We start from the raw sequence: 15,955 nt of genomic DNA, 5'->3' as shown, positions 1-15,955 counted from the left end.
AGCTTTTAAACTAGTTCTTTCAACGCTATTTCAAAAGCTGTTTCACTTATTTTCGTTTTTGAGGCACTTCTTGAAAATGATTTTTGTAGTGCCTTTTTTATCGTATTTGAGGTATCACTAAAAATAGCCTCATCAGTCATTTCAACTCTTCTTTCCATAAAATAGGCAAAAACTCTTGCCATTCCACAGTTTGATATAAAATCTGGAATCAAACTTACTTTCTTATCAGTTGCCTCCATAATTGGTCCAAAGAAAATTTCTTGGTCAGCAAAAGGAACATTTGCTCCACAAGATATCACCTCTAGTCCAGTAGTAATCATTTGATCTATTTGATCTTGCTTAATTAATCTCGATGCCGCACATGGAGCAAAAATTTCACAAGGTAAATTCCAAATTCGAGCATTCATCTCCTCGAAAGGAATCATATTCTCAGATATTAGTGTATTACCATCTTTATTTAAAAAAAGCTCTCTTATTTCTTCAAAAGAAAAACCTTCCTCTTTAATTACCCCTCCAACTCTATCTATAATTCCAACTACTTTTGCTCCCATTTGAGCTAAATAATATGCCGCTGCAGAACCTACGTTACCAAAACCTTGTACAATTGCTCTTTTACCAACAACGCTTCCTCCATAGATCTCATAATAGTGCTTAACCGCCTCTGCAACACCGTAACCAGTAATCATATCGGCTACTGTATATTTTCTTGCAACACTTGGCGATAAATTAGCATCTTCAAGAACTTTAATTACTCCATGACGTAACTGACCAATTCTATTAATCTTATCAGCTTCTGTTGGCTTAAAGTGTCCGTTAAATACTCCTTCCTGCGGATGCCAAACGCCACTATCCTCTGTAATTGGAATTACTTCATGTATTTCGTCAACATTTAAATCTCCTCCAGTACCATAATAATTCTTTAATAATGGTGCTACTGCTTTATACCAACGCTGTAATACTCCTTTTTTTCTTGGGTCATGTGGATCAAAATTAATCCCTGATTTAGCACCGCCAATAGCTGGTCCAGACACAGTGAATTTTACTTCCATTGTTTTTGCTAGGGACATAACCTCGTACTTATCAAGTCCTTTTCTCATTCTGGTTCCACCTCCAGCAGCTCCTCCTCTAAGCGAATTTATAACTGTCCAGCCTTCTGCTTCAGTTTCTGAATCTTTCCAGTTAAAAACTATTTCAGGTTGTTTTTCTTCATATTTTTTTAGTAATTCTTTCATCTTTTATTTTTTAGTAATGTTCAACTTTAGTTTCTTTTCTCTCTATAGCTAATTATATATCATAATTTTGTACCCCTATAAGGGGAGTTAAAGCTGATTCATCTAAATAATTTTTAATTTTTTCTTACCTCACAAACTTACCAAAAAAATATATGTTACGTATTATTATTTTACCTAACTACCCATATTGGGCATAACTTGTTTTCAATGACCTTTAAATTGTATATTATTGATTATATACATTGCTAAAATACGATGGAAACTTTATATACTCAAAAAGTTTCCATTGAACCAATAGCTTTTAACAAAAAATTAAACTAAATCGTTTCAGGAAAGTTCTCCATAAAAAATATCCCCCGAGGAATGATTAGAGCTAGCCCCAGTTACTGACGCCAAACAATTTATCTTATCATCAACCCTCAACACTCCTAAAAAAGCAAAAATTAATGCTTCCTTATATTCTATAAGCATCTTTTCAGCCAAAACTACTCTTTGCTTGGTAAAAAACTCAATTCTTTTTATTAAGAAAGTATTAAATACTCCTCCTCCTGTATAAAGAACATTCCCATTTCCTTTAATTGATTTACTTATCTGAAAGGCAGAATGTTCAACAAAAGTTCTTAATATTTTAGGTATATCTTCCTCATAGTTATCGATTAAGGGAATCACATTTTTTTGAACCCATTCTAAACCAAGTGATTTAGGAGGTTTTTCACTGTAATAAACCAAACTATTTAATTCTTCAAGTAACGTTTCATTTATACTTCCACTCATTGCGAGTTCTCCTTCATTATCGTATTCTTTGCCTAGTTTTCTAACATAATAATTAAGAACAATATTTACAGGACAAATATCATATGCGATACGCGTTCCAAAATTATTATCAAAAGAGATATTTGCGAAACCACCCAAATTAATACAATATGCATAATTGGAAAACAAAAGTTTATCTCCTATTGGAACTAATGGGGCTCCTTGCCCTCCTAATTTAACATCTTGAGTTCGAAAATCACAAACGACTTTTTCAAAAGTTTGGTTTGCTATCGTTTGACCATCTCCAATTTGTAATGTAATTCCCTTACTAGGTTCATGAAGAATTGTATGTCCATGTGAAGCAATGAAATCAATTTTACCAATACTATTCTTTTTTTTAAATCTATTAATAACAGTAGCTAAAAGATTCGCATATTCTATATTCAATATCTGTAACTTTTCTCTTTTAGAGGACGTAGCTTCCTGTAATTTCTTTACCCATTCTGATGAATAGGAAATCGTTTCAGAAAAAATTATTTCAAACCGAGTATAATCCGTTTTACTAAATTTAGTATACACTAAATCAATCCCATCTAATGACGTTCCCGACATCACACCAATAACAAAATAGTAATCTTCTATCATATTCAGTAAAAATAGAAAAGTCTATTGAATATTTCACAGCAAAAACGTATCTTTGAAAACATTTTTTACGAATTTAACAAATAAATTAATAAATAGATAAATGGATTTCAACCTTACTGAAGAGCATTTAATGATTCGTGATGCTGCGCGTGATTTTGCACAAACCGAATTGTTACCTGGAGTTATTGAACGAGATGAAAAACAAGAATTTCCAAATGAGTTAGTCCGAAAAATGGGAGAACTCGGTTTTATGGGAGTTATGGTAGATCCTAAGTATGGAGGAAGTGGTATGGACACGGTATCGTATGTTCTTATTATGGAAGAGCTTTCGAAAATTGATGCTTCAGCCTCAGTAATGGTTTCTGTTAATAATTCATTAGTTTGCTATGGTTTAGAGGCGTATGGCTCTGAAGAACAAAAGCAAAAATACTTAACAAAATTAGCTACGGGAGAACAAATAGGTGCCTTCTGTTTAAGTGAACCTGAAGCTGGAAGCGATGCTACTTCTCAAGCTACTACTGCCGAAGACAAAGGGGATTACTACCTCTTAAATGGTACCAAAAACTGGATTACCAATGGAGGTAGAGCCGATGTTTTTCTGGTAATTGCGCAAACAGATAGAAGCAAAAAACACAAAGGTATCAACGCCTTTATTGTTGAAAAAGGTATGGACGGTTTCCATATTGGACCGAAGGAAGATAAATTAGGTATTCGTGGTTCAGATACACATACTTTGCAATTCAACGATGTTAAAGTTCCTAAAGAAAATAGAATTGGAGAGGATGGTTTTGGCTTTAAATTCGCTATGAAAACTTTATCAGGTGGTCGTATTGGAATTGCCGCTCAAGCACTTGGTATTGCTTCAGGTGGATATGAATTAGCTTTAAAATATTCTAAAGAGCGTAAGGCTTTTGGTACCGAAATATGTAACCATCAAGCTATTGCTTTTAAATTAGCTGATATGTATACAGAAATTACAGCTGCTCGCCATTTAGTTATGAAGGCGGCCTGTGATAAGGATAATGGAACTAATTACGATCAATCTGGAGCTATGGCTAAATTATATGCTTCAAAAGTTGCCATGGAACAAACTGTGGAGGCAGTTCAAATTCATGGTGGTAATGGTTTTGTTAAAGACTATCATGTAGAAAGGTTAATGCGTGATGCAAAAATCACTCAAATATATGAAGGAACCTCTGAAATTCAAAAAATTGTAATTTCGAGAAGCTTAATTAAAGGATAAGCTAATCTTCAGACAGGTAAACTAGTTTTTTCATTGTTTATAGGAACTTTTTTAAAAATGGCACAGAAGTTGAATAATCAACACCAACTTTAAAAATTTAAAAAGATGAAAAAACTAGTTTTTATTATTGCAGTTATGCTTGGGGTTACTATTCAAGCTCAAGAAGGAGAATTTAATGTAGGTGTAAACTTTGGTCTTCCAGTAGGTGATGCCAGTAATTTTTCTTCCTTTACTCTTGGTGCAGAAGCAAACTACTTATTCGATGTTGCCGACAACTTTAAGGCAGGACCATCAGTAGCTTTCGTCAACTTTTTTGGCAAAGAAGTTGGTAATATTAGTTATGATGATGCTCAATTCTTACCTATTGCTGCAGCTGCAAGATATCAAGCTTCTGATAAATTCAGCATTGGAGCCGATATTGGATATGGAATTGGAATAAATACAGGTAATGACGGTGGTTTTTATTACAGACCTTTAGTTAGTTATGACGTTGCAGACAACATTGCTATTCAGGGAAGCTATAATGGAATCTCATCCGACGGAGGAAGTGTGAGCAGTATTGGTTTAGGTGTATTGTTCAGCTTATAAGACATAAACATATTTCTTTAAAAGTTCATCCATTTGGATGGGCTTTTTTGTTTCTTACTTACACCATTACAAATTGAAATTACTGTAATGGTATTGTTTCTGAGTATTCAATAAGTTTTATCTACTCTTCCTATATTTATACAATGAATACAAATGACTTGAATAATCCTGTATGGCAGGCTCTAACGGAAACACACAAATTATACGCAATAGAATATGAAGGTATGAAGTTTTACGATCCTGATATTTGTCCGTTTGGTGGTTTTTCAAACCTTGAAAAAACTCAAAATGCACTGGAAGCATACAGTAATTTATGCGATGATTTTTTTGTTGTTGGTAATGAACCTTTACATACACCTACTATTATTTCGGATAGAACCGTTATTTGTGATCAAATGATCCTCACTAAATTAATACAACCGACATATACTTATAAAATTAAAAAACTAACTAAGAACCATATTGAAGAACTCTATAAGCTTGTTTGGTTAGTCATGCCAGGTTACTTTAAAAAGAGAACCTTCGAAATGGGTGATTACTTTGGCATTTTTATAGACAATAAACTAGTCGCTGTTTCAGGAGAAAGACTTCAAATGGATAAGTATATTGAATTAAGCGCCGTTGTAACCCATCCAAATCATATTAGAAAAGGAATGGCAAAACAACTAGTTGCATATACTTCTGAACAAATTTTAAAAAAGAATAAAACTCCAATTTTACACGTTGCCGAAGAAAATACTGGTGCTATAAAATTATACAATGATTTAGGATTTAAGAGTATTCGAAAAATGGTATGGAGACATTATCTAAAAGTATAGTAACTATTTAAAATCGACTTCAGACAAATGCAATCCTGAAGACGGCGCTATAGTCTTCATAAAATCAATATTACTTTTAGGATTTAACGATTCTTTTATAAAATCTATATCATAATTTCCTTTTCCTAATTCAAATAATGCTCCCATGATCAAACGTATTTGATTCCTCAAAAAACCTTGTCCTTTAATAATTAAAACATAACTTTTTTCAGGAAAGAACGATGCTGACAGCTCGGTATTTTCAACAATAACACACTCATTAATGGTCCTTTCTACTTTTGTGTCTTTAGATGGTTTTGTACAATACCTTATAAAATTGTGGTATCCTTCAAATAATTTCGCTCCCTTTTTCATTTCATCTATATCGAGTTTCTCTAAAACTCCCGTTAAAAACGGAGCACAATATGGATGATTTTTCTCTCCAAATGAAAAATAATACCTGTATTCCTTAATTTTTGGATGCTGAATGATATTAAAGGTCTCGTCAGTTATTCTTTTCATAGACACCGCCCTAATATCAGACGGCGAGTTTATATTAAAGCTATTAACAAAATCATTCTCCGTTAGCTCTATATCAATAAACAACTGAAAAGCATAATCGACAGAAGACACTTTAGCATCCGTTCTTCCAACTCCAACTGATTTATTGCGTATACCTTTACAAACAAACTTTAATGTTTTATCTATTGCCCAATGAACCGTTTTTAATCCAGGTTGTTTCTGCCAACCATGAAATCGAAACCCAAGATACTGAACTCTAACAAGATAAGAATAACTATAATTCATACCCCAAATCTACAACCATTTTAAGTCTAATCCTTATTTTGAATCATTCTAAACAAATTATTGATAATTCAATAAATCCATTATTTTAATAAAAATAAATCAACAAAAAACCCATTTTACCTAAAAATCCATATTATAAATCAATTTTTTTTCAATAAAAATGCACTTTTATTAAATCGGTATTATTTTAAACTTTATTTGAGTACTTCTCATTTTATATCTACTTAAATCTACCTCATTTATCATATTAAAATTTTTACCCCCCTTTTTTTGACAAACAAACAGGTTACGAAAACGTTTTTCCCCCTTAACAAACTATATACCATTTGGTTATATCTATAAAAAGTTGAAAATTAGCACTTCATTTAATCAAAAATTCGAATAGTTATGGTAAAATTTAATCCTATTACAGTTACGATAACCATGCTCTGTTTCAACTCTTTTTCTCAAACCAAGGAGACAAAAAGTAATTTTTCGCTAAGCGGAAGCGTGGATACGTATTACACAACCAATTTAAGTTCAAGCGATATCGGTACTACCGGTATTTTGTCTGATAACTCTGCCAATGGCTTCGGGCTTGGAATGGCCAATGCCGTTATTTCTTATGAAAAAGAGAAAATTGGTGCAGTTGCTGACTTGGCTTTTGGTCCAAGAGCCAATGCCGCAAACGCATACGACGGAGCGATCAATCAATTGTATGTATACTACCAAGCTACTGATGATTTAAAATTCACGCTAGGACAATTCAATACATTTTTTGGATATGAAGTTATAGCTCCAGCGGCAAATTTCAATTACAGTGTGTCCTACCTATTTAATGCAGGTCCCTTTTCACATACAGGATTAAAAGTAGACTATACAGCATCGGAGGATTTAAGCTTTATGTTGGCTGTTACAAATCCTCATATAATTACGGCTGGAACAAATCCTACCGACGATTATCAACTAGGATTTCAAACGGGTTACAAAGGTCAGTACTTAAATTTAGTATATGGAGCCGATGGTTCTGGCTTTAAAGATTTTTTATATCTAGATTATACTGGAGGATTCGACATTACAGATGACTTCTATTTAGGAATAAACGGTGCATATGCAAATTCAGATGATGCTGATTCTGGTTATTATGGAGTTGCGTTATACTTACAAAAAGAATTCAAAAATGACTTTTCATTAGGACTGAGACCAGAATTCTTTACAACTACATCAGCAGCTGGAGATTTAAGTCAATCAGCTTTTACCTTAACTCTTAACAAGAGTATTATGAAAAACTTAAAAGTGATCACGGAGCTTAGGTATGATACATCTGATGATGTTACATTTTTTAACGACAAAAGTATAACAGGAGTAACGCTTGCAGCTATTTACTCTTTTGAATAAAAATATCATTTATTATGAGTTTAATTTTAACAATAATTCAAGACAATAACGCTTCTGAATTAGCAGCTGAAGTTGCTAAAATTAAAGGAGATATGGGCATGCTTTGGATGCTTCTTTCAGCAATCCTAGTATTCTTTATGCAAGCTGGATTTACTCTAGTTGAATCAGGAATGACTCGATCAAAAAATGCAGTAAATATTGCAATGAAAAATTTACTAGATATCTGTGTCGGATCTTTAACATACTGGATAGTTGGTTATTCTTTAATGTATGGGAATACCACTAATGGATGGTTTTTCTGGAGCGGTTTATTTCAAGGAGAGGGAGCAGATCTCCTTTTTCAAACAATGTTTGCCGCTACTGCTGCTACTATTGTATCTGGAGCTATTGCAGGTCGAACAAAATATTCAACCTATGTTATATTTTCAGTTATCATGACAGCTTTTATATACCCAATATCAGGAGGATGGCAATGGCAAGGTGAAGGATGGTTAACAAAAATAGGATTCATTGATTTCGCAGGATCTTCAATCGTTCATTCCGTTGGTGGATGGGCCGCTCTTGTTGCAGCCATTTTAGTAGGACCAAGAATTGGGAAATTTGTAAACGGAAAAGTAATGCCAATTCCTGGCCACAACCAAATACTAGCCACTTTAGGTGTTTTCATTCTATGGCTGGGATGGTTTGGTTTTAACGGGGGTTCTCAATTAGCTTGGGGTGGTGATGACGCTATTGCTGCATCAAATGTAGTACTCCTCACAAATATTTCTGCAGCTGCTGGTGGGTTAGGCGCCTTAATTACCACATGGATATGGTATGGTAAACCTCATTTAGCTCAAACTTTAAACGGAGCTTTGGCTGGTCTTGTAAGTATTACTGCTGGGTGTGGAAACATGACCGATACAGGTGCCGCTTTAGCAGGTTTAATAGGAGGTATATTAGTTGTTTTTTCAATTGAATTTATAGAGAAAAAATTAAAAATTGATGATGCCATTGGTGCGGCCTCTGTTCATGGAGTTGTAGGTGTATGGGGAACCTTAGTAATTGGACTTTGGGGTGTAAATGGAGATAAAGCGATTGGCCTTTTTAATGGTGGCGGTTTTTCTCAACTCGGAGTGCAAGCTGTCGGTGCTTTTGCATACGCTGTATGGGCTATTGTTCTTGCTTTTATTGTACTCTTTACTTTAAAGAAAACAATAGGTCTAAGAGTTTCAAAAGAAATTGAAGAACAAGGATTAGATATAGCTGAGCATGGAACAATTGCGTATCCTGGTAAAAGAGATAGAGGTGAATAAAAACAAGTATTCTTTAATACAAAAATAGAAATAGATAACTATACGCTATTAAAAATAGCGTATTAGTGTAAGCTTACTCAAGATGAATGGTTTATATAAACTGTTTGTCTTGAGTATACTAAACTAACGGTGTTAGTTATGTTAAACATTAATTATTGTAAAATAGCAAACAAATGAAACAACAAGGATTATATTACCCAGAGTTCGAAAGAGATAACTGCGGTGCTGGATTTATTTGTAATTTAAATGGAGAAAAATCTAATACTATTATCCATAATGCTCTTGAAATTCTAGTAAAACTGGAGCATAGAGGAGCTGTTAGTTCTGACGGACGAACGGGTGATGGCGCAGGTATTTTGATAGACATTCCGCATGAATTCTTTAAACGAGTTTGCTCTTTTACAATTCCTTCTCCTAAAGAATATGCCGTTGGAATGGTATTTCTTCCTAAAAGTTCTAATCAATCAAACTATTGTACTTCAATTCTTGAAAAAGAAATAAACAAACAGGGTTTAAGAATTATAGGTTGGAGAGATGTTCCAGTAGACACTTCTTTTATTGGAAAAATAGCGTCGAAAACAGAACCCAAAATAAAACAGTTTTTTGTTGATAAAAACAACTCAGATCTAACAGATTTACAGTTTAATGCCAAACTTTTTGCAGCGAGAAAGATAGCCGAGCACATCATTGCTAAATCAAAACTCTCTCAAGCTGATTACTTTTATTTACCAAGCCTTTCAACAACGACTTTAATTTATAAAGGGCTTTTGATTCCTGAGGATATAGGTAGATATTATAAAGATTTAAAAGAAAAAGATGTTGTTACAAGATTAGCTCTAGTACATCAACGTTTTTCAACAAATACATTTCCCGCATGGAGCTTAGCACAACCTTTCCGCTATATGTGCCACAATGGAGAAATTAATACCTTAAGAGGAAACGTAAGTAGAATGCGAGCCCGTGAAGAGCTTATGAAAAGTGATTTGTTCGGGGAAGATATTAAAAAACTATTTCCTATTGTTAGAGATGGAAAGTCAGATTCTGCCTCTATGGATTTAGTTGTAGAACTTTTATTAATGACTGGTAGATCTCTTCCAGAGGTTATGATGATTATGGTTCCTGAAGCATGGGAAAAACATAAAACCATGTCTGACGATAAAAAGTCTTTCTATGAATACAACTCATGCATTATGGAGCCATGGGATGGTCCAGCTTCTATCCCTTTTACTGATGGCAATTTTATTGGTGCTCTTTTAGATAGAAATGGACTGAGACCCTCTAGATATACCGTTACTAAAGATGGGTTCGTTATTATGTCTTCAGAAATTGGTGTTGTAGAAGTAGCTCCTGAAAACGTTGAAAGACACGGTCGATTAGAACCAGGAAAAATGTTTTTAGTTGACATGAATGCTGGAAGAATTATTGAAGATGAAGAAATAAAGTCAGAAATTGTTTCTAAAAGACCTTATCAAGAATGGGTTTCTGAACATACTCTGCCATTAGCTAAGGTTCCATACACCAACAACATGTGTCCTATTGAACCTACCAATTATAAAACTAGGCTACGTGTTTTTGGATATACCATAGAAGAAATAAATACAGTAATAGTTCCGATGGCGACAAAAGCCAAAGAGGCACTTGGGTCAATGGGTACAGATACTCCTCTAGCAGTTCTTTCCGATAAACCTCAGTTACTTTACAACTATTTCAAACAATTATTTGCTCAGGTAACCAATCCTCCATTAGACGGAATAAGAGAGGAGCTAATTACCGATATCAGTCTTGCTATAGGTGGTGATCGTAACATATTTGATGTCATCCCCGAACAAGCAAAAAAATTAAGGATTCAAAATCCCGTTATTTCAAATGACGATTTAGATAAAATAAAAAACGTAGATCATCCTGATTTTAAAGCGGTGTCGATTCCGATATTATATCCAATTTCTAAAGGTGTAAACGGATTAGAAAAAGCATTAGATGATTTACTAATTGCCGTTGAAAAGGCGGTTTACGAAGGTAAGAATATCATAATTCTTTCTGACAGAAATGTTGACAAAGAGTATGCCCCTATTCCAGCCTTATTAGCTTGTTCCTATGTACATCATTCATTAAATGGTAAACAAAAACGTTCAAAATTCGGAATTGTAGTTGAAACTGCAGAAGCTCGTGAACCACATCATTTTGCTACACTTTTTGGTTATGGAGCAAGTGCCATTAATCCATATCTTGTAAATGAAATCATTAGAGATCAAGTTAAAACAAATGTTATTAAAGATTTAGATGAAGAAACAGCTGTCGAAAACTTTAATAAAGCTATAGGAAAAGGGCTTCTTAAAATAATGAACAAAATTGGAATCTCTACTTTACATTCTTATAGAGCTTCACAAATATTTGAAGCCTTAGGCTTAAAGAAAACATTCGCTAGTAAATATTTCCCATATACGCCTTCAAGGATTGGAGGAATAGGGCTAGTTGTTCTTGAAAAAGACATTCAAAAAAGATTTGATAAGGCTTTCAAGCTTGAAAACTATAAATCAGTTCTAGATTTAGAAATTGGAGGTGATTATAGATGGAGAAGGAATGGTGAAAAACACATGTTTAATCCAACTACTGTTGCTAAACTACAACAAGCTGTAAGAGGTAAAAGTAAAGAGAGTTACCAAACCTATGCCGATAAGATTAATGAACAAAGTGAAAACTTAATGACTCTACGAGGCTTGTTTGAATTTAACAACCTCGATCCTATCTCAATTGATGAAGTAGAACCATGGACAGAAATCGTTAAGAGATTTAAAACGGGAGCCATGTCTTATGGATCTATTAGTGCAGAGGCCCATGAAAACTTGGCCATTGCAATGAATAGGATTGGAGGAAAAAGTAATTCTGGAGAAGGTGGTGAAAACAAATTACGATTCATAAAAGAATCTAATGGAGACTGGAAAAACAGTGCTATAAAACAAGTTGCTTCAGGAAGGTTTGGTGTTTCAAGTAATTACCTAACCAACGCCAAAGAAATTCAAATTAAAATGGCTCAAGGAGCAAAACCAGGAGAAGGCGGACAATTACCTGGTGAAAAAGTACTTCCTTGGATTGCTGATGTGAGAAATTCGACCCCTTATGTAGGTTTGATCTCTCCTCCGCCACACCATGATATTTATTCTATTGAAGATTTAGCTCAGCTAATTTTTGATCTTAAAAATGCCAACAGAAAAGCTAGAATTAATGTAAAATTAGTATCCAAAGTTGGTGTAGGAACGATTGCTGCTGGTGTTGCCAAAGCTAAAGCTGATGTAATTTTAGTCTCTGGTTACGATGGAGGTACAGGAGCCTCTCCTCTTACATCGCTAAAACATGCAGGTTTACCGTGGGAACTAGGTCTGGCAGAAGCTCAACAAACACTTGTTTTAAATGGATTAAGAAATAGAATTGTATTAGAAGTAGATGGTCAATTAAAAACAGGTAGAGACGTAGCTATAGCAGCCTTATTAGGAGCCGAAGAATTCGGTTTTGCAACTGCACCATTAGTAGCTTCTGGATGTATCATGATGAGAGCTTGTCATTTAAATACTTGTCCTGTAGGAATTGCTACTCAGAATCCAGAATTGCGTAAAAACTTTAAAGGTACTCCAGAGCATGTTATTAACTTCATGTACTTCGTTGCAGAAGAATTAAGACAAATTATGGCTCAATTAGGTTTCAGAACTTTAAATGAAATGATTGGTCAAAGCCATAAGTTAAACACCAACAAGGCAATTAATCATTATAAAGCTAAAGGTGTAGATCTTTCCGCGATACTTTACAAGCCACAACAAGAGAAAGAAACAATTCAATATAACACAGAAAAACAAAACCACAATTTAGACAATGTTCTAGATTTTAAAATTTTAAACGATGCAAAGTCCGCAATTATCAACTCAAAAGAAACAGATCTGCAATATCCAATTCAAAACACAGATAGGGCCGTTGGTGCTATTCTCAGCAATGAAATCTCCAAAAAATACGGAGAAGACGGTCTTCCAGAAAATACACTTAACGTAACATTTAAGGGTTCTGCTGGACAAAGTTTTGGAGCTTTTTCAACTAAAGGACTTACACTTACCGTTGAAGGAGAAACAAACGATTACCTCGGAAAAGGTTTATCCGGAGCCACTTTAATTGTTAAAAAACCTGAATCAGCCACGTTTGATGCTTCCAAAAACATTATTACTGGAAACGTTAGCTTCTATGGAGGTATAAAAGGAAAAGCATTTATCAACGGAATCGCAGGAGAGCGTTTTGCTGTAAGAAACTCTGGAGTAACCGCCGTAGTTGAAGGTGTCGGAGACCACGGTTGCGAATATATGACTGGGGGTAAAGTTATTATTCTTGGTAAAACGGGAAGAAATTTTGCCGCAGGTATGAGTGGAGGAATCGCTTATGTATTTGATGAAGACAACGAATTTGTAAACAACTTATGTAATAAAGAAATGATCGATATCGATCCTCTAGATGACAACGACTTTTTCGAACTAAAAACACATATTGAGGTTCACTACAACTATACAGGTAGTGATCTTGCTAAAGAACAACTTGAAAATTGGGAAACCATAAAAAAGAAATTTGTTAAGGTGTTTCCTAAAGATTACAAAAAGGCGTTAAAGAGGTTATCTGAAGAAAAAATAGTGTTAAAAAAAATTACAGCATAAGTTATGGGTAAAATTGGAGGATTTATAGATATAGAAAGACAAGACGAATCAAGTATAACAGTAGGCGAAAGGGTTAAAAACTATGACGAGTTTACCATTGCCTTAAAAGAGTCTGAAATAAAAAAGCAAGGAGCCCGATGTATGGACTGTGGAATTCCTTTTTGCCATAGTGGATGTCCATTAGGGAATCTTATTCCAGATTTTAATGACATGGTATATAAAGGAGAATGGCAAAAAGCTTCTGAAATATTACATTCTACAAACAACTTTCCTGAATTTACAGGCAGGTTATGCCCTGCTCCATGTGAAAAAGCATGTGTACTGGGACTAGTGAATGATCCTGTTTCAATAGAGAATATAGAGAAAAACATTGTTGAACGAGCCTTTGCTAACGGTTGGATTCAACCAAACCCGCCAAAAATAAGAACTGGTAAAACCGTTGCTGTTATTGGTTCTGGTCCCGCTGGTTTAGCAGCTGCTCAACAATTGAATAGAGCTGGACACAATGTTACAGTATTCGAAAGAGACGACGAAATTGGAGGTTTACTAAGATATGGAATTCCTAACTTCAAACTTGAAAAGGAAATTATCGACAGACGTGTAAAAATTCTGGAAAAAGAAGGTGTTATTTTTAAAACCAACGTAAATGTTGGTGTTAACTACGATATTAAAAATCTCGATTACTTCGATTCGATATTATTATGTGGAGGCGCAACAAAAAGAAGAAGTATTCCTATTAAAGGAATCAATTCAAATGGGGTTCATCAAGCTATGGACTTCTTGACGCAACAAACAAAATTAGTATTTAACAAAGAGATTGAAGGAGAACATATATCAGCAGAAGGCAAGAATGTTATTGTTATTGGTGGTGGTGATACAGGATCAGATTGTGTAGGAACATCCAATAGACATGGTGCAAAATCGGTTACAAATTTTGAAATTATGCCTAAACCTCCCTTCGATAGAAGTGTAAAAACTCCTTGGCCTTACTGGCCATTACAGTTAAAAACAAGCTCATCTCACGAAGAAGGTTGCGATAGAAATTGGTTAATTAATACCAAAGAATTTATTACTGATAATGACGGAAATTTAACAGCGTTAAAAACTGTTCAAGTAGAATGGGAAATCATCCCAGGAGAACGACCAAAACTCATTGAAAAACCTGATACGGAAAAAATTTGGCCTTGTGATTTAGCTCTTCTTGCTCTCGGATTTACAGGGCCTGAAACGACTTTAAGCGATCAATTAGGGTTAGACCTAGATCAAAGAAGCAACTATAAAGCCAATAACTACCAAACAAATGTTCCTCATGTATTCACCGCTGGGGATATGAGAAGAGGTCAATCATTAATCGTTTGGGCAATTTCAGAAGGAAGGGAAGCCGCTATAGGTATTGATAAATACTTAACTAGTTCTAGTTATTTAGGAACTAAAGGTTATGGAGATCTTCCTGGTGTATAAATTATTAGTTTAAAACGTTTTCGTAGAATTTCCATATAAAATGGGAATTCTTGCGTAACGTTTTATAATTTTCAGTACAAATAAAACTACAATGTCCAAACTACCTAAAATAAAAAGATTTGAAGAAAGTGTAGAGGCCCGATATAAAATATACAACAGTATTTTTATGACATTGCCTTTTAGCAGCATTACCAAAACAGGTGTACTGCTACCACTATTTCATGAAACTTGTAAAAAAGGATACGAACGAGGTGATGACCCAACTACTATCGTAAAAACATTTTTTGAAAAATATCAAGCCCGAAGAGACGAAAAAAGTCAAATAAGTTTACTCTTTAGATTTATTCAATATATCGAAAGACAAGTTGTTTTATTCGATGCCATTGAAGATGCTGCTTTTCCTACGGTTAATAATATGGATGGTATTGGTACACTAAGAAATTTAAAAGAATTTGCTTCCACTAACAATAAAATGGGGCAGCTAAGGGAATTCTTGCAAGATTTTAAAGTAAGAATTGTTTTAACAGCACATCCAACACAATTTTATCCTGGCTCTGTTCTTGGAATCATTACAGCACTATCGGAAGCCATTAAAGAAAATGATTTACAACAAATTACACAACTGTTAGCTCAACTTGGAAAAACTCCTTTTTTCAGACAAAGTAAACCTACACCGTATGATGAAGCTATCAGTTTAATTTGGTATTTGGAAAATGTATTCTATCGTTCATTCGGAAACATATACGACTATATAAAGGAAAACATTTTCGGAGATGCTGAGGAACTAATAAACAATGTAATTAACATAGGTTTTTGGCCTGGTGGTGATAGAGATGGAAATCCTTTCGTAACTCCAGAAACAACCTTAAAAGTTTCTGAAAAGCTAAAAGAAGCCATCATAAAGAATTACTATCGTGATGTCAGAGTATTGAAAAGAAAACTAACCTTTCCAGGTATTGAGGATAGAATTATTAGTTTAGAAAGTAAGTTGTACGAAACGGTACTAAAAAATGATACTACCTCTATTTCTATACAATTTTTGGAGAATGAACTTCTTGACATAAAAAGTATT

General features: G+C 34.2%; 11 protein-coding genes (1 of these 11 running past the window's edge). 8 read left to right on the top strand and 3 right to left on the bottom strand.

Annotated features, from left to right (window positions below; genetic code table 11):
• Positions 1-5 precede the first annotated feature (5 nt).
• Entirely contained in the window at positions 6-1,232 is a 1,227-nt protein-coding gene (locus BLW23_RS07105; protein ID WP_093668563.1) for a Glu/Leu/Phe/Val dehydrogenase dimerization domain-containing protein, read from the bottom strand.
• A 327-nt stretch (positions 1,233-1,559) separates the two neighbouring features.
• A complete protein-coding gene (locus tag BLW23_RS07100; protein WP_093668562.1) occupies positions 1,560-2,630 on the bottom strand; it encodes an anhydro-N-acetylmuramic acid kinase in 1,071 nt (356 codons plus the stop codon).
• A gap of 100 nt (positions 2,631-2,730) precedes the next feature.
• Between BLW23_RS07100 and BLW23_RS07095 the strand changes: the two genes are divergently transcribed.
• The 3 genes from BLW23_RS07095 (at position 2,731) to BLW23_RS07085 (ending at position 5,279) form a co-directional block, all read left to right on the top strand.
• A complete protein-coding gene (locus BLW23_RS07095) occupies positions 2,731-3,873 on the top strand; it encodes an acyl-CoA dehydrogenase (RefSeq protein WP_093668561.1) in 1,143 nt (380 codons plus the stop codon).
• Between the two features lie 105 nt (positions 3,874-3,978).
• Positions 3,979-4,461, top strand: a complete 483-nt coding sequence (locus tag BLW23_RS07090) for an outer membrane beta-barrel protein (RefSeq protein ID WP_093668560.1) — start codon at positions 3,979-3,981, stop codon at positions 4,459-4,461.
• A gap of 143 nt (positions 4,462-4,604) precedes the next feature.
• Positions 4,605-5,279 carry a GNAT family N-acetyltransferase gene (locus BLW23_RS07085; RefSeq protein WP_093668559.1) on the top strand — a complete coding sequence of 225 codons (675 nt, stop codon included), beginning with the start codon at positions 4,605-4,607 and terminating at the stop codon, positions 5,277-5,279.
• A gap of 3 nt (positions 5,280-5,282) precedes the next feature.
• Here the strand turns inward: BLW23_RS07085 and BLW23_RS07080 are convergent, their stop codons facing one another.
• On the bottom strand, positions 5,283-6,065 hold the full coding sequence (locus BLW23_RS07080) for a tRNA pseudouridine synthase A (RefSeq protein WP_093668558.1): 783 nt from the start codon (positions 6,063-6,065) through the stop codon (positions 5,283-5,285).
• Between the two features lie 387 nt (positions 6,066-6,452).
• Here BLW23_RS07080 and BLW23_RS07075 point away from each other — a divergent pair, with 387 nt between their 5' ends.
• From BLW23_RS07075 to BLW23_RS07055, 5 genes are all read left to right on the top strand, one after another.
• A complete protein-coding gene (locus BLW23_RS07075; RefSeq protein ID WP_255362761.1) occupies positions 6,453-7,442 on the top strand; it encodes an outer membrane beta-barrel protein in 990 nt (329 codons plus the stop codon).
• Positions 7,443-7,456: 14 nt separating this feature from the next.
• The gene (locus BLW23_RS07070) at positions 7,457-8,737 is read left to right on the top strand and encodes an ammonium transporter (RefSeq protein WP_093668557.1); all 1,281 of its coding nucleotides are present in this window, start codon (positions 7,457-7,459) and stop codon (positions 8,735-8,737) included.
• Between the two features lie 173 nt (positions 8,738-8,910).
• The gene (gene gltB / locus BLW23_RS07065) at positions 8,911-13,422 is read left to right on the top strand and encodes a glutamate synthase large subunit (RefSeq protein ID WP_093668556.1); all 4,512 of its coding nucleotides are present in this window, start codon (positions 8,911-8,913) and stop codon (positions 13,420-13,422) included.
• Between the two features lie 3 nt (positions 13,423-13,425).
• Positions 13,426-14,883: a glutamate synthase subunit beta gene (locus BLW23_RS07060; protein ID WP_093668555.1), complete on the top strand. Its 1,458-nt coding sequence runs from the start codon at positions 13,426-13,428 to the stop codon at positions 14,881-14,883.
• 91 nt (positions 14,884-14,974) lie between these two features.
• A protein-coding gene (locus BLW23_RS07055; protein WP_093668554.1) for a phosphoenolpyruvate carboxylase crosses the window boundary here: on the top strand, positions 14,975-15,955 show its beginning. Its footprint extends 1,605 nt past the window's final position; the window shows 981 of its 2,586 coding nt (coding positions 1-981); the start codon lies at positions 14,975-14,977; its stop codon lies beyond the right edge, outside the window.

This window comes from Tenacibaculum sp. MAR_2009_124, from assembly GCF_900105455.1.
In the GTDB taxonomy this organism is placed as follows: Bacteria; Bacteroidota; Bacteroidia; order Flavobacteriales; family Flavobacteriaceae; genus Polaribacter.
The sequence above is the reverse complement of the archived record's forward strand: the minus strand, read 5'-3'. Positions and strand labels throughout refer to the sequence as shown.

Excerpts from the sequence above, each read along its gene's own strand:
- BLW23_RS07105 (WP_093668563.1), bottom strand. The coding sequence starts at position 1,232 with ATGAAAGAATTACTAAAAAAATATGAAGAAAAACAACCTGAAATAGTT.
- BLW23_RS07100 (WP_093668562.1), bottom strand. The coding sequence starts at position 2,630 with ATGATAGAAGATTACTATTTTGTTATTGGTGTGATGTCGGGAACGTCA.
- BLW23_RS07095 (WP_093668561.1), top strand. The coding sequence starts at position 2,731 with ATGGATTTCAACCTTACTGAAGAGCATTTAATGATTCGTGATGCTGCG.
- BLW23_RS07090 (WP_093668560.1), top strand. The coding sequence starts at position 3,979 with ATGAAAAAACTAGTTTTTATTATTGCAGTTATGCTTGGGGTTACTATT.
- BLW23_RS07085 (WP_093668559.1), top strand. The coding sequence starts at position 4,605 with ATGAATACAAATGACTTGAATAATCCTGTATGGCAGGCTCTAACGGAA.
- BLW23_RS07080 (WP_093668558.1), bottom strand. The coding sequence starts at position 6,065 with ATGAATTATAGTTATTCTTATCTTGTTAGAGTTCAGTATCTTGGGTTT.
- BLW23_RS07075 (WP_255362761.1), top strand. The coding sequence starts at position 6,453 with ATGGTAAAATTTAATCCTATTACAGTTACGATAACCATGCTCTGTTTC.
- BLW23_RS07070 (WP_093668557.1), top strand. The coding sequence starts at position 7,457 with ATGAGTTTAATTTTAACAATAATTCAAGACAATAACGCTTCTGAATTA.
- gltB (WP_093668556.1), top strand. The coding sequence starts at position 8,911 with ATGAAACAACAAGGATTATATTACCCAGAGTTCGAAAGAGATAACTGC.
- BLW23_RS07060 (WP_093668555.1), top strand. The coding sequence starts at position 13,426 with ATGGGTAAAATTGGAGGATTTATAGATATAGAAAGACAAGACGAATCA.